This window comes from Nitratireductor luteus (genome assembly GCF_026162365.1).
Classification (GTDB): domain Bacteria; phylum Pseudomonadota; class Alphaproteobacteria; order Rhizobiales; family Rhizobiaceae; genus Chelativorans; species Chelativorans luteus.
In genome coordinates this window covers 23,835-43,703 of record NZ_JAOANW010000008.1, presented here as the reverse complement: position 1 = coordinate 43,703, position 19,869 = coordinate 23,835, and the positions used below count along the sequence as shown (strand labels likewise).

At 58.6% G+C, this 19,869-nt stretch carries 16 protein-coding genes and 1 pseudogene; 9 read left to right on the top strand and 8 right to left on the bottom strand.

Annotation, left to right across the window (positions count from 1 at the left end):
* The first annotated feature begins 42 nt into the window (after positions 1-42).
* Positions 43-2,118: a TRAP transporter permease gene (locus N1058_RS12715; protein WP_265517938.1), complete on the top strand. Its 2,076-nt coding sequence runs from the start codon at positions 43-45 to the stop codon at positions 2,116-2,118.
* A gap of 516 nt (positions 2,119-2,634) precedes the next feature.
* Here N1058_RS12715 and N1058_RS12710 read toward each other — a convergent pair.
* From N1058_RS12710 to N1058_RS12695, 4 genes and pseudogenes are all read right to left on the bottom strand, one after another.
* A pseudogene (locus N1058_RS12710) lies at positions 2,635-3,458 on the bottom strand (transposase).
* Between the two features lie 394 nt (positions 3,459-3,852).
* The gene (locus N1058_RS12705) at positions 3,853-4,755 is read right to left on the bottom strand and encodes a hypothetical protein (RefSeq protein ID WP_265517937.1); all 903 of its coding nucleotides are present in this window, start codon (positions 4,753-4,755) and stop codon (positions 3,853-3,855) included.
* A gap of 139 nt (positions 4,756-4,894) precedes the next feature.
* Positions 4,895-7,015 carry an ORC-CDC6 family AAA ATPase gene (locus N1058_RS12700; protein WP_420847981.1) on the bottom strand — a complete coding sequence of 707 codons (2,121 nt, stop codon included), beginning with the start codon at positions 7,013-7,015 and terminating at the stop codon, positions 4,895-4,897.
* Positions 7,012-8,265: a metallophosphoesterase family protein gene (locus N1058_RS12695; RefSeq protein WP_265517935.1), complete on the bottom strand. Its 1,254-nt coding sequence runs from the start codon at positions 8,263-8,265 to the stop codon at positions 7,012-7,014. The genes N1058_RS12700 and N1058_RS12695 overlap by 4 nt, the downstream gene beginning before the upstream one ends.
* A 252-nt stretch (positions 8,266-8,517) precedes the next feature.
* On the opposite strand from N1058_RS12695, the gene N1058_RS12690 reads away from it, so the two are divergent.
* From N1058_RS12690 to N1058_RS12665, 6 genes are all read left to right on the top strand, one after another.
* Complete coding sequence (locus N1058_RS12690; protein WP_265517934.1) at positions 8,518-9,600, top strand: IS630 family transposase; 1,083 nt, start codon at positions 8,518-8,520, stop codon at positions 9,598-9,600.
* Between the two features lie 237 nt (positions 9,601-9,837).
* Positions 9,838-10,587, top strand: a complete 750-nt coding sequence (locus tag N1058_RS12685; protein WP_265517933.1) for a nuclear transport factor 2 family protein — start codon at positions 9,838-9,840, stop codon at positions 10,585-10,587.
* Complete coding sequence (locus N1058_RS12680; protein WP_265517932.1) at positions 10,575-11,099, top strand: exonuclease/endonuclease/phosphatase family protein; 525 nt, start codon at positions 10,575-10,577, stop codon at positions 11,097-11,099. Before N1058_RS12685 ends, N1058_RS12680 begins: the two co-directional genes overlap by 13 nt.
* A complete protein-coding gene (locus tag N1058_RS12675) occupies positions 11,051-11,557 on the top strand; it encodes an exonuclease/endonuclease/phosphatase family protein (protein ID WP_265517931.1) in 507 nt (168 codons plus the stop codon). Before N1058_RS12680 ends, N1058_RS12675 begins: the two co-directional genes overlap by 49 nt.
* Before the next feature lie 205 nt (positions 11,558-11,762).
* Positions 11,763-12,374 (top strand): hypothetical protein, encoded by a 612-nt coding sequence (locus tag N1058_RS12670; RefSeq protein ID WP_265517930.1) that lies wholly within the window; start codon positions 11,763-11,765, stop codon positions 12,372-12,374.
* Entirely contained in the window at positions 12,374-12,679 is a 306-nt protein-coding gene (locus N1058_RS12665) for a hypothetical protein (protein ID WP_265517929.1), read from the top strand. The genes N1058_RS12670 and N1058_RS12665 overlap by 1 nt, the downstream gene beginning before the upstream one ends.
* A 257-nt stretch (positions 12,680-12,936) precedes the next feature.
* Here N1058_RS12665 and N1058_RS12660 read toward each other — a convergent pair whose 3' ends face one another.
* The 3 genes from N1058_RS12660 to N1058_RS12650 form a co-directional block, all read right to left on the bottom strand.
* Positions 12,937-13,416, bottom strand: coding sequence for a glutathione S-transferase family protein (locus N1058_RS12660; protein ID WP_265517928.1), 480 nt, complete (start codon positions 13,414-13,416; stop codon positions 12,937-12,939).
* 125 nt (positions 13,417-13,541) lie between these two features.
* Entirely contained in the window at positions 13,542-13,985 is a 444-nt protein-coding gene (locus tag N1058_RS12655; RefSeq protein WP_265517927.1) for a VOC family protein, read from the bottom strand.
* A 55-nt stretch (positions 13,986-14,040) separates the two neighbouring features.
* Positions 14,041-14,801 (bottom strand): IS5 family transposase gene (locus tag N1058_RS12650; RefSeq protein WP_265517926.1). Its coding sequence is split into 2 segments (ribosomal slippage): positions 14,041-14,474 and positions 14,474-14,801, totalling 762 coding nucleotides; the frame shifts between segments, so codons are not numbered across the junction.
* A gap of 529 nt (positions 14,802-15,330) precedes the next feature.
* On the opposite strand from N1058_RS12650, the gene N1058_RS12645 reads away from it, so the two are divergent.
* Both N1058_RS12645 and N1058_RS12640 read left to right on the top strand, forming a co-directional pair.
* Positions 15,331-16,059 carry a hypothetical protein gene (locus tag N1058_RS12645; protein WP_265517925.1) on the top strand — a complete coding sequence of 243 codons (729 nt, stop codon included), beginning with the start codon at positions 15,331-15,333 and terminating at the stop codon, positions 16,057-16,059.
* Between the two features lie 233 nt (positions 16,060-16,292).
* The gene (locus N1058_RS12640) at positions 16,293-18,878 is read left to right on the top strand and encodes a TRM11 family methyltransferase (protein ID WP_265517924.1); all 2,586 of its coding nucleotides are present in this window, start codon (positions 16,293-16,295) and stop codon (positions 18,876-18,878) included.
* On the opposite strand, the gene N1058_RS12635 is transcribed toward N1058_RS12640, so the two are convergent.
* Entirely contained in the window at positions 18,841-19,743 is a 903-nt protein-coding gene (locus tag N1058_RS12635) for a hypothetical protein (protein ID WP_265517923.1), read from the bottom strand. The two genes, N1058_RS12640 and N1058_RS12635, sit on opposite strands and share 38 nt — an antisense overlap.
* Between the last annotated feature and the right edge of the window lie 126 nt (positions 19,744-19,869).

The window sequence follows — 19,869 nt, the reverse complement described above, 5'->3', positions numbered from 1 at the left end:
GTATCAGGGGCGGAGCATGCTGGCTCCTGAAAGGCTCTGAAGATGGTGGATTCATCCGAAACCGAGCGCACCGAGGCGCTTACCGAGCAGCAGATGAAGGAACTGGAGCAGCACTTCGATCCGGAAGTGCGGTTCCGCCCCCTGCCGCCGTTCCTCGGCTGGGCCGCCGCCGGTGCGCTGTTCGTCCTTTCGTGCTATCACTACTACACGGCCGGTTTCGGTATTCCGCAGGCCACGACCCATCGCGGCCTGCACCTGGCCTTCACGCTGGCGCTCGCCTTCGTCTTCTTCGCTCCCTGGGGACATTCCCGCACGCCGCGATCCGGCCTGTTGAGGCCGTTCGGGATGCCGCTCTACGACTGGGCCTTCGCCATCGCCGGCGCTGTGGCGGCGCTTTACGTTCCCTGGATATTCAACGATCTGGCCTTCCGCGTCGGCGCCCCAATGCCCATCGATGTCTTCATGGGCACGGTGCTGATCGTCGTGCTTATCGAGGCGACCCGGAGGGCGATGGGCTGGCCGCTACCGGTCATCGCGGTGCTCTTCATCGCGTACGCCTATTTCGGCCAGTCCATGCCGGGGGTCCTGACGCATCCCGGCGCAAGCTGGGACAACATCGTCAATCACCTCTATCTGACCAGTCAGGGCGTCTACGGCACGGCGCTCGGCGTCATATCCACCTATGTCTTCCACTTCGTCCTGTTCGGCGTGCTCGCCACGCGTATCGGGCTCGGGCAGCTTTTCATCGACCTCGCCTCATCGCTTGCCGGACGTTATGCCGGCGGCCCCGCCAAGGTGTCGGTGCTGTCCTCGGCGATGCTGGGTTCAATCTCGGGCTCGTCGATCGCCAATACCGTCACCACCGGCTCGCTCACCATCCCTGCGATGATCCGCATCGGCTATCCGCGCCACTTCGCGGCAGCGGTGGAGGCGGCGAGTTCCACCGGCGGGCAGATCACGCCGCCGGTCATGGGGGCGGTCGCCTTTCTGATGATCGAATATCTCGGCGTGCCGCTTACCACGATCCTCACCGCCGCGCTGGTGCCGGCCTTCATGCACTTCTTCGGCGTTCTGGTTCAGGTGCACCTCGAGGCGAAACGGCGTGGCCTGCGCGGCTTGACGAAAGAGGAGCTCCCCGTCGCCTGGACCGTCTTCAAAGCGGGCTGGCTGACGACGCTACCGCTGTTTGTGCTTGTGGCAGTGCTCCTGTCGGGCAAGACGCCCTATCTCGCCGCCTTCTGGGGCATTACCAGCTGTCTTCTCGTTCTGGTCATCCAGAACTTCATCCGCCATGACGTACGCACGGCTGTCCGCGAGTGTGTGCGCGAGACATGGGACGGCTTCGTGGTGGGCGCGAAATACTCGCTCTCCGTCACGGCGGCCGCCGCGCTCGTGGGGGTCATCATCGGCATAGTGACGCTCACCGGCGTCGGCTTCAAGATCGCCTATATGGTAACGTCCATCGCTGCCGGGTGGGCGCAGGACGTGTCGGCCGCTCTTTCGTTCCTGCCCTTCGAATTCATGAGCGTCAGCGCGCTGACGCTGCTGTTCACATTGATCATGACGGCCGTCGTTTGCGTCCTGATGGGGTGCGGCATTCCCACGACGGCCAACTATCTGATCATGATCGCCGTGGCCGCGCCGATCCTCGGGCTGCTCGGCGTGCAGCCGCTGGTCGCCCACTTCTTCGTCTTCTATTATGGGGTGCTGGCCGATATCACGCCCCCCGTCGCCCTCGCGGCTTACGCCGCCGCAGGCATTGCCGGCGCCAACGCGTTCAAGGCCGGCAATACGGCTTTCCGGCTGGGCATGGGCAAGGCGCTGGTTCCCTTCGTCTTCGCTTTCTCGCCGTCGCTGCTACTGGTGGTGGACGGCTTCAGCTGGAGTGAGTTCTTTCTGGCCTCGCTCGGTGCGATGGCGGGCATATGGATGCTTTCCGCGGCGTTTGCCAATTGGCTTTTCGCCCCGCTTCGCGCCTATGAGCGTGTGCTCATGGTGATTGCGGCGATCCTGCTTGTGGCGCCCGACCTTTATGCCACGCTTGTGGGCATTGTCCTCGTCGCGCCAGCCTTGCTGCGGCAACTCCCGCTGATCGGCAGGAAGGTGACAGCCAGGTGAGCGGTTGGGCAAAAATGCCGACCGACTAATGAAGATATTGGTGAGACAAACAAGGTGGTACGCCCAACGGAAGCAGGTGGAGCAAAGAAAAACAATGGCTTAGGCGAAAAGTCGTCTAACCAACATGCCATTGATTCACATAGCAAAATTAGGGAATCGCCTAACCGTTCCAAGTAAGCGGAAGGTCTTCCGCCGATACGGTGCCACAACCGAGTTCGTTTTGCTGATACAGGTCTTTATGTCGAGCAACCGTGCCAGGATCAAATCACGCCCCCTGAACCACTTTCATCATAACTCACTACATATCCAGATATGATGAAAACTTAGGCCAGCTTTCCGCCCATCGCGAAGCATCGGCCGCACGCCAGCGGAGGGTCGCGCTGGCTTCACACGCGCCGAGCCCCTAACACCTCCCGTCCTCGTTATAGAATGGCTGCTTCGCGCCGATTTTGTTGAAAAAGTCGGCTGCCTTGTCAATCGGCGTGGCATCGGCTCGATATTTCTTGCCGTGTCCCTTTAGGCCGGAGTTGGGACCAGTTTGGCCAGCTTGCGGAGGTTTTGAGCGGTAGCTGCCAAGTGGAATTCGTCGCGGGCGCCGTTGGGTCCCTGTAATCGGAGCCGATCGAGCTTCAAGATGCGCTTGAGATGCGCGAAGATCATCTCGACCTTCTTTCTTGCTCGGCTTGAGGCGACATAGGCATCGCTGCTCGTGATCTCACGGGCGAGATTACGGGCGCCTTCGTGGATGTGGCGGGCGATCTTCCGCGCCGGCTGGTTGGGCGTGCATTGGGCCTTCAAGGCGCAACGCGAGCAGTCCTTCTTGCTGGCGTAGTAGCGGATGAAGCCGTCCTTGCAGATGCCGGTCCGGGTTGTTTGTTGGCGTCGGCGCGGATCAGACTGGCATCGACGGCAAAGCGTTCACCCCCGACCAGACCTTCGGCGATGCAGCGCTCGACGACGCTCTCGAACAGCTGTCGGAACAGATCGCTCTCGCGGAACCGGCCGTGCCGGTTCTTCGAGAAGCTCGAATGGTCTGGAACCGCATCCGTCAAATCAAGGCGGCAGAACCAGCGATAGGCCAGGTTCAGATGCACCTCTTCGCACAAACGCCGCTCCGAACGGATGCCCATGCAGTAGCCGACAATCAGCATGCGGATCATCAGTTCCGGGTCGATCGAAGGCCGCCCCGTGGAGCTGTAGAATGGGCGAAGGTGGGCACGAATGCCGGACAGATCGACAAAGCGATCGATCACCCGCAGCAGATGATCGGCGGGCACGTGCTCCTCAAGCGAGAACGCGCAAAACAGTGCCGCTTGCGCTTCCTGGCGTGGTCCCATCATCGGCATCAATCTCCCAAATCACCAGGAAAACTGAATCAGCGCCAAACACCTGTTTCAAGCGCGTTTTTCAACACAATCCGCCTATCCCTGCCATTGAGCGGCAATCGCGGGGATCCCAAAAGCGGCCATCCGATTAGGTAGGACTGTCGTGCATCTTCACTGTGCCGCCTTGGCTGCACAGCGGTTTAGCGTGCTGGGGCGTCGAATTGGGACAACGAACCTCGTACCCTTTCAGATGGCCCTAAGCCATGACACGATCCCCGAAGGGAACAAAGACATGTTGGTGCGTGCGGCCCGCTGTTCCCCTTTCTCAGCCTTGAAACGACATGGATCACACGCGACCCACAGTCAGAGTGTCAAAGGTCGGACAGAGCGTAGTGAGAGTTAGCCGCTTTTATGGGAGATCGATATAATTGCACGGATCGAATCGATCCTCGATCTGAGCGAACAGCATGCGGCCGGTCGGCTTAACGTCGATCGCAGTGTAGGAGCCCGGCACGCGCGTGATGACGTTCATCTTTGCTTCGGACAGCGATGCGACCGCGAGTGCCAGTGCGTGCGGCTTCGAGCCAAGCGCCATGGCGGTCGTGCCCGCGCTCGGGCCAGCGCGTGAAAAGTTTACTGCGCGATTCGCCACGCTGATCACATCCAAAAGGCTATAGTCGCCGCGCGTTGCGTTTGGCGCAGAAGTTAGGCCCTTGAGCGCCAAGCGCTCGCTCTCCAACATCGGCCGATCGTCGCTTGGCGCCGTCTCCTCGATGAATATGAGATCGAGCCGGCCCGGCTCGACCCTCTCAATGAACGGCAGCGATAGCCCGAACTCCCCGCCCATTGCGACGATCAGGTCGGAACTGCCCGGGAGGTATTCGGCGGCCGTCAGATAAGGAATGAGCGTCGAGCGCCAGTCGCCAAGCGACACTAGCGCACGCGGTCCAACGATGGCAGGAGCACCGTTCACGACATGATCCCTTATAAGATCATACTGGCCAGCCGCGTAAACACAGTCCAGGCAGGCGAAATAATCTCGCGTGAAGCCGAGCCCGACAAGAAACAGCAGATAGCTTTTCGGAATGCAGCTTATGTCGATCAAGATCTTGAGCGGCCTGCCCAAATCCATATATCTCTCGCGAAACCAGGCTTCGAGAGCTACGAAGTTCTCCTGAATCATTGTCGATTGATCGAGATCCAGAACTGACCGAATAGGCGCTAGCATCTCGAATGTTGCGCGAGATTCAGCTTTCATTGTTTCGATTTCGGTCGAAGCCGACTTGAACTTGATTAGATCGAAGGCGGGCAAGTCTCCAGCCAACCGCGTCGATGTCGCTGTCGCCCGGCTCTCCCAGCTAAGCGCCGCGATCCGAAGATCATATTTGCGTGGCGCCTTCCATCCATCTGTCAGTTCCTGCTGTCGGAGCGTTAAACCCCCGATCGCGGCCTCAGTTATCGTCATCGGCTGCCTCCGCAAAGGGGAGGGAGATCTGATCGCCGAACCGCCCACTGATCCCTGCCATCGTCTTGGCCCAACTGAACGGACTCATGTCCTCGGATCGGAGGCAGAGGCTATACAAATCTCTTGGCGAGACGCGAACCGCCTCATAGGCGCCGCGATACGAGAAGCGGAAGTGGGGGGCAAAACGCCGATGTAGCCGAAAAGCGATGGGCTTCGAGACCTGGTCCGCTTGCACCGCGCGAAGCGCCCTTGGCGTCTCGACCATCCGCAGATAGCCGGCAAGGACCGCTTGGCGAATCGCGGCGCTGACATACATGCCTTCTTCATTGACCTGTGGCGAGGTTGCCGACGGATAGTCGATGAGGAATATGCCCCGTTCCGCGGCGCCAAAAACACGCGGGTCGCCGGGGTTGCTCTGTAGAAATGCGGTAAAGCTGCCGAGCCCGCTTACCAATCGCGCGACGACGTCGGAATCGATGTCAGGGCGTGCAGCCATTCCTAAATAGTAACTTTCGCTTGCCGCATAGATACCGTCATTCTGGATCTGCCAGGAAATGGGCGTGCGCGAGGTCGCAAATCGAACTAGACTCACCGGATCAGAGCGATTGAACTTATGATTGGTGACATACTGCTCGTAGATTTCCCCCATGATCTCGAGGAAGTCGCGGATCGAGCTGTCAGCGAGCGCGACGATCACGTTCGACCCCCCAAGCGGAATCCGGCGACTGCGTAAGCTAGCTGCGAGGTGGAGCAGCGCATTCTGCTGCTTGCGCCGCAGCCATGCATTAAACGCTTGATCGGCATAGATCGTGCCGTAGCCATCGAGGCGCCCGATGTCGCTTTCGTTGAACGTCGGCGTAAAGGCGTCCTCCCGCCCGCGCCAGTGAAGCAGCAAGTATGCTTCGTAGTATGGCAGCCGACCGGCCTTGACGTCGAATTTTCGCGCCGACTTGGGGTCGGTCTTGCGGATCGCGTGATACAGCCGCTCGGCCGCCAATCGCACTTGTCCCGCAAGGGGACGATGCGACCGGCGCACGAGCTGCCACATCATATCGTTCACGTCACGCGTGCCCAGGCGCTGGTTCAGATCGAAGAAGCCCGAAACATCATCGGGCGTGTGCACTTGGCGCAGATCGTCGGGAAGCGAAAATAGCAGGCGCAGGCTCACTACCGACTGGCAAAGCGAGCGGAAGTCAGCCGTGTCGCGATTGTCCAGAAGCAGGACCTTGCGATCCGCATCTGTGAGCGGCTGCGCTTCGATAAACGTATCGCTATCGTCGAGCACCGCGCCAACCGAACTTATCACCCAGGACACCGGCGCCCGGCTCAAGCGTACCAGCGTATTGAGGCTCTTACGCTGAACGGGGCTCAGCGCCTCGCAATCGTCGAGACAAAATTTGAAGCTAACTTGGCGCGGCTCGAACTGTGTCACCATCTGGACTGTCTCTCCCAGCCGTTCGACCAGGAAAGACAGCAGTTGGTATGGCTCGCGCGACGGGAGCTGGCTCAGGAAACCCGCTACCGCACCTTCACCGCATGCGGCATTCATGCGCCGCACGATTGTCCGTGCCGTTCTGGCCAGTTCGGCAAAGGTCCGCGGAGCTTCCCCGGCAAAGGTCGCGTGTTCTGGATACTCGCGGACCAGATCCTCGACTATGCGCAGTTCCTGGCTCGGCTGATATGTGACCGCGCCCGCCATTCGGAGAGCGTGGCAGGCATCAAGCGTGCGCTCGATACAGGTGAGTTCGATGGCCAGCGAGAAGAAACGGTGAAAAAGCAGGATGGGGTCGGGCGACTGCGGGAACATCGCCTCCCATGCTCTATGGGACATCGACGCGGAAATATGATCCGGGAACCGGATGTAGACCCCAATATGCTGGAAGTCGGACAGCTTGCGCTGAATTCGCAGCGACTCATTGTGACACAGATCTTCCCAGCAGATCCCGCGGAGCAACGAGGTCTTGCCGACACCGCGGCCGCCATAAACATATACCGACTTGTCGCCGGTCAGATCGTCGTGCGTTGTCGTGAACCAGATGAGCGGGCGCCCCACACGATGATGCTCCCATCTTGTCGGGCGAAAGGGGTTAAGATCAGAATTCGTCATATTTTCGCTCGGACAATCCAGTTCGTTGGATTCAGCTCGTAATTTTCGACGACAACGGAATCGTCAGCGACAAGAAGCTCGAGCGCCTCGCGCAGGTTGTCGTCGACCTCGGTTGGAAAGAAACTCTTGGCGAAGCTGACCAGATCGCTCCAATAGCTTTCACCAGTGGCAAGAAGATGGGCGTAAAGTTTCGCGAGGCTCGCGTCATGCGAGCGGCGGCGCCTTCCCAGCAGCGGGATCGAGCTTGCCGAGCTACGATGAAGGATGCCAGCGCCATTGAAGCGCCACGGGTTGACATGGCACGAAAGCGGCAAACCACCGCGAGTGAAGTTGAACTCAAGAAGGTTAAAGCCATCGTGGATAGCAGGCGCCGAAATGCAGATTACTAGCTCACCGGCAGGTGCTGACACGATTTCAATCGGATCCTCATGGATATGGCCATGCAAGTAGACGATCGGCCGTCGCGCCTGGAGCAACGATGCCCGAAGCGCACCCGAATTAACTAGCTCGGTATAAGGCGCAAGGCGTGTAAGCCGCTGGGGTAACAGATTGTGGTGGGCGGCGATCAGCATTAGCGCGTTACGATCAACCCTCACCGTTCGCTGAACGATATCCTCGATGCTTTCGTTCGAGAAGGCGGGTGTATCGAACTGGCGATTATAATAGGCTTGTAGCGCCGCCGTGCCACCCTTCGAGATCGACGCCTCAATTGCCTTTCTGATATTGTCGCGAAACTCGCTCGGAATGTATTCAGACGAGCCGCAACCCCAGCAGCTGTTCATGAGATTGATGTCGAGACGACCGTGGCTGCCCCCGACGGTCATCGAGATGGTCCGCTCGACCGGCAATACCGGCATGCGATATTTGAGCAGATATTCGTTCAGCGGAGCGAACTTCGTTACGACGCCTGGCTGTTTGGCAAGATCGCGATTGATGTCGTGGTTGCCGGGGACAATGCCAACTTGGACGTCGGCATGATTTCGCCCCCCGCCTATCTGGAGCGAGTTCGCCAGGAAGGCCACCGTCCGATCATAGTTGTCGAGGCCGCCGCGATCGGTGAAGTCGCCCATAAACAGCAGTGCGTCCACCCCGCCTTCTTCGAGAAGCTTGTGTATCTGCTTGAAGACCACTTTGGTTGGCATCGAAGAGATGACGTTGCGCAGCTCGACCGAGAAGGTGCTGTCCTTCTGATCGATATTGCGCTTAGCGGTCGCGGCGGTCGGCAAATGCACGTCGCCGATCTGTAACAACCTAATCCTGGATAGCATCTGGCCTAGAAGATCCCCCCGCCCACCTATACCATCATCGTGATCGGAAAAGCACCTCCAGTGTGGCGGGGTTAATCCGCTGACTCCTACGTCGAGGATGGGTCGAAGAACGAATCACAAATCGAACGCTGCTTCGAGTCTGCGGCCCGTCACGTGTGGAATCTAGTGGATTGATCGGATCAAAAGAGTCCGTTTTGGGATTCCGTTTTGTGGTGTGGCGTGCGAGACTGATGGATGCGCAATGGCATCTCCTTTACCATTTCGGCCAGCGACCGTCGGCGCTTGCAAGCGATCGTCGCGGCCCCTGGGAGTCCGCAAAAACACGTCTGGCGGGCTCGCATTGTCCTTCTGAGCGGCGGCGGTCTGGGCACCTCGACAATCATGGCCGAGACCGGCAAGTCCAAGACCTGTGTCTGGCGCTGGCAGGAGCGGTTCATGCACGAAGGCGTCGATGGCCTGCTTCGCGACAGGTCCCGTCCGCCCGGCAAAGCGCCGGTCCCGCCAGCGCGCGTCGCCGAGATCCTCCGCCTGACGCAGGCTCCGCCGCCGCATGAGGCGACCCACTGGACGCTGCGCGCGATGGCCAAGGTTGCCGGCGTCGCGGCGTCGACGGTGCAGGGTATCTGGAAGGCCCACGGCCTCAGCCCGCATCGCTGGCGTCAGTTCAAGCTCTCGAACGACCCGGCCTTCGCCGACAAGCTCATAGATATCGTCGGCTTGTATGTTGATCCGCCGGCTCATGCAGTGGTGCTGTCGGTCGATGAGAAGTCGCAGATCCAGGCACTCGACCGCACCCAGCCCGGCCTGCCGATGAAGAAGGGCCGCGCCGGCACGATGACGCACGATTACAAACGGCACGGCACGACAACGCTGTTTGCCGCCCTCAACGTGCTCGACGGTACGGTCATCGGACAGAACATGCAGCGCCACCGCCATCAGGAGTTCATCCGCTTCCTCAACCGCATCGAGCGCGAAGTGCCGGCGGACAAGGCCATCCACGTCATCCTCGACAACTACGCGGCACACAAGAAGGACAAAGTCCGCGCCTGGCTCGCCCGTCACCCGCGCTGGACCTTCCACTTCACGCCGACCTCGTGCTCGTGGCTCAATGCCGTCGAGGGCTTCTTCGCCAAACTTACCCGACGCAGGCTCAAGCACGGCGTCTTCCATTCCGTTGTCGATCTTCAGGCCGCCATCAACCGCTTCGTCCGTGAATACAATGCCGAGAACCCGCAACCATTCATCTGGAAGGCCGATCCCGATGACATCATCGCTGCACGAAACCGAGGGTTCCAAACGTTGGAATCAATCCACTAGCGTTCGTCCAGAAGCCCGCAGCTCTCCGGGTGGTGATGTGCCGACCGGACGGTCAGCTTCCGGCCCCGGTCAGGCCGAAAATATACCCGCTCTGGAAACGTCGGTACGTGGATGCGCATAATGGTTCGGCGAAAGGCCGGCCCTGGTGGAAACCAGTCACCAGCGTTGCCGTCAAGTCGGTGCGTGTTACACGTCAATCCTTCGTCGTTCCACCGGGACCTCCGCCGAAGAAGGGGGGTGACCTGTCATCGCTGGTCACTCATTACCCCTGAAGTAATCGATCGCTTTCCCCTTCTCTGGCAAGATCAAACACATCGCAGCCACAAGTCCACCGCCACCAATGTGAGTTCTGTCGCCGAGGCCACCCGGGCTGTCGTGCAGGAATTCCTTGCCGCTCGACTAGACGGGGACACAGGGCGGCTCGTCGCGCTCTTCGCCGACGAGGTCGATTGGTTGCTTGTTGAGAACCCCGCCGCCGCCTGGATCCGTCCGCGGTCCACCGCCGCCGAATGCGCTGGCCAGTTCACGGAATTGATGGAGCACACCGTGCCCGAGGATGCGCGCGCCTCCGTTGACACCTTCCTCGTCGACGGCACCGACGCCATCCTGATGGGGCGCGTGTCGGGGACCGTGCGCGCGACAGGAAAAACCTTCGAGGGTCCGTTCGCATTGCGCCTCACCGTCGAAGACGGCCGGATCACCCGGCACCACGTGACGATATGGGTGGCCGGGTCCCGAAGAACTATGATGCAGAGGTGCGGACAATGCATGTCGTACGACCGCAGAGGGTGGAAGAAAGTCATTCGTCTCGCTCAACGGAACGAGCAGGGTGCGGTAGTAGCGGACCTTTCGAAGGTGCTAGAGCTACTATTTCCTGCGTCTTGCGGAGAATTCGTCCATCTGGGTATTCTTAGCCAAGACCTGGGAGAAACGGGCTTTTTCTACACCGCGACCATCGCTTGGGGGGTAAGTCGATGCGCCTCATAACGCTTCTTGCACTCTCTGCGGCGATCAGCATGTCCGCTTCCGCGGCTGCAGATACGCTCAGGATCGGCTCCTGGAACATTCAAGACCTGCACCATCAGGAAGGCTTCAACCTGCGAAGCTTCGACGGTATTCCAAGCGCGAAGCGCACCTCACAGGACTTCGCCTTGCTCGAAAAGTATCGTGACCAGTTCAGCCGCGACGGAACCCCGGCCGACGTTATCGCGCTGCAGGAAATCGGCACTTGGGCAGCGCTTGAGCGGCTTTTTCCGGCGGACACTTATGATGTCGTTATGTCCGCCCGCTGGCAGAACGATGATGCCCCGGAAGGGGATGGAGACGTCTACACCGCGATCGCGATTCGCAAAGACAGTGGCGTTACCATTGTGCAGCACGACCCGTTTCCGGAGCTTTCGGTACTACACTACACAGCGACGGCCGTCCTGCACGGGCAGGCACCGGCGCATTGCTGGAAGTGGATGGTCAGCAGTTTTGGTTCCTGTCCGTCCATCTGAAATCGTCCTGCCCGACGAACAAAGACATCCACACGTCTTCTGATGATGATTGCCAAACTCTTTGGAAACAGGCTCCGCTCCTCGCGGACTGGATCAACGTCAAACGTGACAGCGGTATCCCGTTCATCATTGCAGGCGATTTCAACCGTCGCTTTCGCCAGTTGAATTTCGAAGGGACTTTGTGGGAGGTCATGAACGGCGTCGGCCCAGATGACCCGATTGATGAGCCTTGGGTCGTCCCACATCCCCAAACGGTGACGCGGCTATGTCCCACCAGGAAGGGCCGGGGTACCCAGCCAATCGACTGGATCGTCCTTGATACCGCGCTCGCGGGCGGCTTTGCCGAAGGCTCCTACTGGGAACGCCGATACACTCGAGACGATATTGATGCCGCCCAGAATGGTCGCGGTCTGAGCGACCATTGCCCGATCAGCATTGATCTTGATCTGGCAGGCTAGCTCAATGGCCCTGACCTTCCTTCAATTTCCTGGCCTGCGAACTGTCAGGTTTTGGGAGGGAAAATCGACAATGGAACCTAGCCGCCCCATAGTTCAATCGTATCCGAAATTCCGGAACGGGAGGAAGAAGTCGCCAGCGCGGCCATACTCAGAAAAACACCGTCCGTGGTAAGGTCTGCTTGGCTGAATCGTTGAGGGGCAAGAAATGTTCGGACTGTTCAAAAAGAAGAAACCGGAAAATCAGTTCGTGGCAATGCTCGCATTCGATGATTCGACATATGCTCGAGTCGTTGCCGAACTGTTCGAGACAATGGACCCAGCCACTCGGGCACACGTCTTGGTAGCCTATGAGAATCTTGTTCCGCTTCTCTCTGCGATGTGGTCGGCAGGCAAAAGTCGGGGCGAGGAAGTAGCCGTTGAACAGTTCATACCGCTCGTCGCCGAGCGTTTGGACGCCGCTCACGGCGACGAAATTGGTTCCCGTCGCTGGGCCTGGTTCCTCTTCGCGTCTTTGCTGGGACGCCTCGAAAAGTTGGCGCGCAACAATCCGGCAATCACTGGCACTGGCGCGAAGATTTGGTGCACCATCGCTGAAGAAGCGCCGCGGCTGAAAGGACTCTTGCCAAGAAACGTCGTGTGGAAGCCCGAAGAGAAGGAATGGTTCGACCTGTCCATGTCCGATGAAAAACTGGTAGAATGGACGATCAACCATGCCATCCCGCCAGTGTTCGCAAAACTCGACTCCGTGGAGTCCTTTGCTAGATCGCGCGGACTCTTCTATAGACCGTCAAAATCTCGGATCGGGACAATCCCCTAATGAAAAGCTGGTTTGCTGGCCTGATCGTGGCACCGCTGTGTGTCGTCGGCTACATCGCCGTTGTGCCGGCTTCGGCGGATACGACCGCAGATCGGATCGACGAGATGATAAGGAATCCCTTGAAGCCGCGCGAGGCTCATCGTGCGGAGCAACTCGATGAGTTGCGGCAGGAGTATGACGGATGGTCGCGCGACGAGTTGCTCGAGGAACTTCTCGATCTGCGCAACGAGCGCGACGAATTGTCGAGCGACGTCGATAGATTGCATGAGGAACTCGACCCGCCGAGGCAGGAGCGGCGGCAATGACCGGATCGGGCTCAATCAAGCCTTTTGTCACGCTCATTGCTTACGGCCGTTCAGGGTCGTTCTTTAGTTTTCCCTTAGGTCAGGCTGGTGAGCGGAAGCTTGCGGGTGGATGCCGAGCGCTTACTCGCTGGGTTTCGCGGCCCTCCACACGCCAGGTGCCGTCTCTCGCATAGAGTGGCTGTCGAGTTGGTGTCCAAACCAAGCGGCCGGCGCCTTGTTCTTCGACTTCCAGCCGGGGCAGAAGTGATGCTCGTCCATCAGATCCAGGGCGGACGCCAGTGCTGCACCCCTGAATTCACTGACGGCCGGTTGGTCGCGAGGGCGTCGAGGTAATTAAGGCAGCGGAGCATGCGATCCCGTTCAACGTTCAGAAGGAAGTCGGACTGCCCCTCCATTGCGCGACGGTTTTCACGTACCCAAGACGCGATTCCTTCGAGAAAGCCGACAATTTGCCCTTCCTCTGCAACGGTTGCCCAGTCGAACGGGGTAGGGCGCTCGGCGTATCCTGCTCCGGCGAACGCTTTGATGTAAGCGAACACGCTTCGTGCTTCGGTAATGACGAGGTCGGCATGAACCAAGGTTGGAACCCGACCAACCGGGCTGAATTGCAGTACCGGATTATCGGGTTCACGGTTGGCGGCGGCGCGCTCCTCTACAGCCTCCAAAAGGCCCCACTCGCGGAGCGCAATCCGGGCGGTCCGTGCATAGGGGGAGTTCCGTGTATAAAAGAGTATCATTCGTAGTTCCTGCCGCCAGGGCTTTAATTGGCACCCTACCGAAAATTGGCATCAATGACGGGACCGCATTCCGTCCGAGCAGGCGGTTTGCCATACTCCGGGGCAGGCGACCGCAATCTATTTGACTAGATCTCGCCCGAGCGCTGCTCGAGTTCCACCACGTTACCTTCAGGATCGCGCATATAGACCACAAGGCTTGGGGTGTCGGCGGTTCCAAAATCAGTGATCTCGCCCAGCGGCTTTCCTCCCGCCCGAACCACTGCAGCGAACGTGGTTTGAATGTTCTCCACCTCGAAAGATATGTGCCCGTAACCTGGTTCATTGACTAACGGAGTTGGGCGATCATGGGTATTGTTATACTCAAGGATCTCCAGGAAGGGGCCATCTACGCCTGGTAGTGTTAGCCAAGCTGAGTAAATTTCGGCGTTCGGCAAACCGTTGCCCCGTGAGGCTTTCTCGCCCGACATGGTCTTGCGCGGTCTACGGTCTTCACAACCGAATATCCTCTTATAGAACTCGGCAAGCCCATCAGCATCGCGCGCGACCATACTGACATGCGAGAACTTCATATCGTGTGCCCTCATGGTTCGTTATATGGCGTCGTCTGCTAGGACGTGTGGACAGTTATCTGATCCATAAGATTGTAGCGGCGATTGTGACAACGGCGAGATAGTTTCGGGCCGTTTTCTCGAAGCGTGTAGCGACGCGCCGGAACTGCTTGAGCTTGGAGAAGCAGCATTCGATCAGATGCCGTTGTGCGTAGAGGTGTTTGTCCAAGGGGTGCTTTTTGGCGCGGGACGGGTTGTTGGGGATTACGGCGACGGCGCCTTTGTCGGCAATGGCGTTGCGCAGGCGATCACTGTCATAGGCGGTATCGGCCATGACGAAGTCGGCGGGCTGGCCCGCGATCAGGGTGTCGGCTTGCGGCGCATCGCCTTTTTGGCCTGCCGTGAGGGCGAAGCGAACAGGACAACCCAGCCCGCGCACGGCCATGTGGATCTTGGTGCTCAGGCCCCCGCGGGAACGGCCAAGGGCCTGATCTTGAGCCCCTTTTTTGCGCCGGCGGCGTGTTGGTGGGCGCGGATGATCGTGGAATCCACGATCAGATACTCGAAGTCGGGATCGTCCGACAACGCCTCGAAGAGGCGCCACCAGATGCCCTTATGGCTCCAGCGGCTGAAGCGGCGAAAGACGCTGTTCCATTCGCCGAACGCATCGGGAAGATCGCGCCAGGGCGAACCCGTACGCACGATCCACAACACCGCTTCCACGAACATGCGGTTGTCGCGGCCCGACGACCCGCGCGTGCGCTCATCGCCGATGATATGAGCCGACATCCGCTCCCACTGCTCGTCGCGAAGGATCAGGCGATCCAGAAGCCCCATGGCTGCCTCCAAAAGACAGCCTTGAATCTGATTTGCTCACCCTTGGGAATCCCCAAGAGTCCACACGGCCTAGGCTTCCCTTTCCATGGCCTTCCCGCACGGCCCGCGGCGAGGGATACTAGGTTCCGGCGGCCGCAGACGATGAAAATGAGAACTACGTCTACGCTATAGCCCTCAACAGCCTCCAAAATAGCCAGAGGTGCAGGCCTTCACCATAATACCGCCTTCCACTTTCACCGGCGGATGTGGAGCGTTTGATCGCATCTTGGTGCCCCTGAGGCGCGCACCACGCAAGCCGTATCTCAATTCATCTGTTGGTCACCCCTGCACGGGCACTGCAGACAGGGGCGAGTTGTGCAAACAATCATCCCTTTTTCGCCGCCTCGGTGCGCTCCTTTAGGCCAGGCTCTACGCAGCGCGCCGAACCGCCGGGCGCTTCGCCCCATGCGGGTGACGATCCATCGCGCGATGACCTATGGCCAGCAGGCCGCGAGCGTGGTGAGGTAGCGTCATAGATGAGGGGCCAAGCATGAAGAAATTAGACATTCCCAAAGAGATCATGGCCGCTATTCGCGCGGCTGCCAAAGAATATTGGGATGATGACAAGGATATGGTCAAGGAAGCCGTCGATTCCGAGATCGAGGCTTACAGAAAATTGCAGGCGCTGGATTTCGGCGCTGCCGCCGCTGTCAGGCAGGAGATCATGGATAGCGCCGCAGAGCTGGCGGATAGCTGGGAAGAACGGTTGTCGATGGTTGAGGATGAGGTGGCCGCGTTCGGTGAATTGCGCGCGGGTCAGTTTGAGAGCGTGCCGGATGCCCTGATCCTGATGCTGAAGGACGAGGCGGCGCAGAAACACGAGGGCGATTATGGCAGTCAGCGCGACCATGTCGTCAACGGGGTGAAAGGGTATCTCTACGTTCAGGAGATGCGCGCGAAGATCGGTCCGGTCAGCGATCTTCTGATCAAGATGGAGCGGATTATCGGCGGGGAATGCTACAACGGCAATATCCAGAATTACGGGCCGGGCGGGACATGGGAGGGCGAAGGGCGCGCCTTTCGATACCCGGTCAAGTTCCTCGACGGGGAAGATACCCGTAAGTACAAGATGGTTCCTGCCGACCTCGCCTCGGAAGTGCTGGTCACCGGCTGGTATCAGTTTGGCAGCAACGAGTTGAGCATTTTCCGGGCGCTCGTGAAAATCGTAGACATGATCGAGCGCGACTATGGGGTGAAGCTAGCCGCCGCCAAGAGATAACCCCTCCCGGATAGCTGCCTTGCAGCCGGCGGCAGAAATTTTTCGCCTGCCAGAACAATCCCGATTGCCGCGACTCTCCAAATATGGTAGTTACACTCTTCAAGTATAGGTGAAGAATGCAGCTTACAAAGACTGTATATTTTAGAGATTATCCTTCGTCCGGAGAGCGGAAGTCGGGTCTAACTATCTCATTTCCAGAAAGCGACGCGGCTCTCTACGGGTATGTCGAGCGCTTGAGCAGCTACACTGTCCGACGAATCATCGGTTATGAGCTTTTCGCCGAGCTCGAACAGGCGGCCACGCACGCGCAAAGTCCGGTGGCGACCTATGTCCGTGCTTTGATCGCCAAGAGCGCCAACGGCTACGTTCACGAAAAAGGTGCTGACAGGCGGACAGCCTTGCAGGCGACTTTTCGCGGCGGCAAGGGCAGTCCGCTGCATGACTGGTTCCCCTATCTCGAAGGATACTCTCCTGACTTTGTCGGATCGATCATCTCAGAGTTTGCCGTGACCGCAAAGACAATCCTCGATCCTTTCTGTGGATCAGGGACGACCGCCCTCGTGTCGGCCTTGCGTGGCCGTAAGGGGCTCTACGCGGAGGTCAATCCGGTTTGCCAGTTTGTTATCAGCGCGAAAGCGTCAGCCCTGGCAATGTCCTCACGCAAACGCCAAGACCTGTCCAAACGGCTGCTTGAGATTCACGACGATCTACTGCGCACGCTCAAGAGCGAGCTTCCAGATGTCACGTTACGGAACGCCTACGAAGCCGCCTTCTCAGGTCGACCGTCGTTCGACGACACATCCTTCAATCAAATCCTCCGCGCGCGTACGGTAGCCGACAAGCTCTCTGTCGACAATCCGGCGCTCGGCGTACTGTTCACGGTCGCGGTTCTGCGCAGCCTCGTGCCCGGCTCGTTGATGATTCGAAGAGGTGACCTCCGGTTCAGGACAACGCGGGAGCTCTCCCGAGAGAGGCCATGCTTCGTATCCGCGCTCCAGGAGAGTTTGCGCATTATCGCCAGTGATCTTATCGATGCTGAGGCCGCTAGCGGGACGGTTCAATTTATCGGGGCCGATGCGCGTCAGCTTTCGGCAAATCTATCGGCTCCCGTGGACGCTATCATCACGAGTCCGCCCTATCTGAACGGCACGAACTACTTTCGGAATACAAAGCTGGAGCTATGGTTCTTGCGACAGCTCAGCGTCAAAAATCAGCTGCGAACCTACCGCGACGCCGCAATTACATCTGGAATCAACGACGTAACGGTTGGAAAGTCACGCGGCAACGGAATGGGAGCGTTGCCCTCTTCGCTGATCGAAACGATCGAAGCGCTGGAGGAAGATGCCTACGATCAGCGTATCCCCATGATGGTCGAAGCCTATTTCCGGGAAATGGCCGTCGTCCTCCAGAACTTCAAAGCGGTATCACACAAGGACACAGTGGTTGCCATCGATCTGGGTGACTCATGCTACGGTGATATCGGGGTGCCTACGCACGACATTATCTGCGATCTTATGGCTGAAAACGGATTCAACCGTTCCGAACTGGTCGTGTTGCGGGAACGTCAGTCGCGGGGCGGCAGCAAGCTTTCGCAGACCCTTCAAGTGTTTCGCCCGCTACAGGTCGGGACGACCAAGACAGTTAAGACGGTCGGCGGAGCCAGCGCAGCCAGCAGCATGCGAGCCGATCACCGTATCGAAAGGTGGAACCTGTTTCGAGAGACGCTTCCCCATCAACGCGGCGTCATGGCGAAAAGGAATTGGGGGCATCCCTGGCATTCTCTATGTTCCTACCAAGGCAAACTGAAAGCATCGATAGCGCACACATTGACGCGCGCGCTGTTGCCCAATGAAGGTGGGCGCACCCTCGACCCGTTCTCAGGTGTGGGATCGATCCCGTTCGAGGCTCGTCTGCAAGGACACACCGCTTTCGGCTTTGACATTAGCCCGGCTGCCATCGCTATATCCCGTGCGAAACTCGAACCTGTTAATTGCAGCGCTGTCGAGAATGTCATAGAGGCGCTCCAGCTCTATATCGGCAAGCGGCGGACCAAGTCTGTTGATCTCGATTCCCTGAACCGTATTCGCTTCAACGGTCCTTTGCCGGCCTATTTTCATCCCGAAACACTTAAGGAGATCGTCGCAGCGCGGGAGTTCTTCATCAAGAACCCGCCCTTGACCGGCTCGGAGGCGCTTGTTTTCTCTGCCCTCCTGCATGTGCTTCATGGCAATCGCCCTTATGCCCTGAGCCGCCGCTCTCACCCGATCACGCCCTTCGCACCGACGGGGGAATTTGAGTATCGCGGCGTCATCGATCGGGTACAGAACAAGGTGGATCGCGCACTCCGCGAAGCAGCGGGAGAAAACCTGCCGAAGGGCAAGTCATACTTTCAGGACGCCACGGGCACATGGCCGGACGAAGTCGCCGACCTTGACGCCATCATTACGTCGCCACCCTTCTTTGACAGCACCCGGTTTCATACCGCCAATTGGATGCGTCTATGGTTTGCCGGTTGGGAGGCCGATGATTTTTCTGAAAAGCCAGCAACGTTCGTCGATGAGAGACAGAAGCGGAGCTTCGCCATCTACGATGCCATATTTTCCCAAGGTGCAGAGCGATTGAAGCCGCGTGGATACTTTGCAGTCCATCTGGGAAAGAGTGCGAAATGCGATATGGCAGGCGCCCTTGCCGCAGTTGGCGGCAGGCATCTTGACCTTGTCGATTCATTCGCCGAGAGCGTTGAGCACTGTGAAAGTCACGGTATACGCGATAAGGGCACCGTTACGCACCATCAGTATCTTCTGTTCCGGCGGCGGTAGCGCCTCTCAGGGCATCGGCGTTCTTGCGCCAATCGGGGGAAATCCGGGCGGAGCTGTCGAGAAAATCGAAACCTGTTGCGGCCAGGATGCGGTTACGCAACCGAAGCAGTTCATGCGGGTAGCGCGCAAACTTCTCGAACAGGCTTTCCACAAATTCCGGCTTCCCCAGCCATTCCAGAGCCTCCGGGTTGAAATTCGGCGTGCCTGCCATCAGCCGGTACTCGATGCCGGTGAGCGCCGACAGGCGTCTTAGTTCCGCATCCTCATAATAAGCTCCTGGCCACTTCTCGGCTTTCTCACCGTTGTGATTGCGGCAGAGCAGGGTGGCGTTATTGGTGGTCAGCGGCCAGAGATAAAACACTGGGAGCGTGTGGTCGAGATTGCCTAGCTTCTGCAACGCTCCGGCCTCCAGATCGCTAGCGAGATCGACGCCGCACTTGAAGCATCGGCAACCAAAACGGTCATAGATCGCTCTGATATCCAGCTTCGACGGTTGCTCGAACTGGGTATAGAGACGGCGCTTTTGGCTGGCTTCCCGGTGTTGTTCGACCAGGCGCGTCTGGTTTTTGATGCTGTTGTAAACCTGTTTGCACAGCGTGCACTCCCCCTGACGCCCGCTGGCGCGGGCGCTGTGGCGATCGAATTGTTCGAGGGGCTTTAGAGTGCCGCAGACGATACAATATTTGTAGCGTTGCGCGTCTTTGAGGTGATCGTCGTGCAATATTTGAAACGCGCCATCTTCAATTTTTTCATCGTCACGCAGCAGTTCATAGTCATAAAGGCTGACCGTTTCGCCAGCGGCATGTACGAAGCCGCACGCTTCGCAATTGACGGAGAAGTCAGCGTCCAGGCTGTCTTCGCGCACGAATATAAAGTTTATACAATCCTTATTTAGACACTGGAATCCCCGAAAAACCCTATCTCCCATGCCCTTGACATGGTCAGGACTCTGAAAATTCGAGCGAACGACTCTAGTATAGCTTTGCCGACG